1 tRNA gene is annotated in these 260 nt (G+C 55.8%); it reads left to right on the top strand.

Features of this window, described 5'->3' with window-relative positions:
- Position 1 precedes the first annotated feature (1 nt).
- Positions 2 to 77: transfer RNA gene (locus R6258_RS18820), tRNA-Ala, on the top strand.
- The last annotated feature ends 183 nt before the right edge of the window (positions 78 to 260 follow it).

Raw genomic sequence — 260 nt, 5'->3', positions numbered from 1 at the left:
AGGGGCCTTAGCTCAGCTGGGAGAGCGCCTGCCTTGCACGCAGGAGGTCACCGGTTCGATCCCGGTAGGCTCCACCAAATCGTCCCACTACGGCGTTGAAAGCCGACTCGCATAGCTGACTATGCGTCGCCGCCTTTCGCCTTGTCTTGGATCGATTACCCAACAGTCAAAATCTGCAAGTCTGCAGTCACAAGCCCGGTTATCCCAGGATGACGCCGGTTTGTGACTGTCGATTGACAGTGGCTCTTTAACAATGTGAA

Source organism: Halomonas sp. HP20-15, assembly GCF_033446685.1.
In the GTDB taxonomy this organism is placed as follows: Bacteria; Pseudomonadota; Gammaproteobacteria; order Pseudomonadales; family Halomonadaceae; genus Modicisalibacter.
This window is presented reverse-complemented; position numbering and strand designations above follow the sequence as displayed.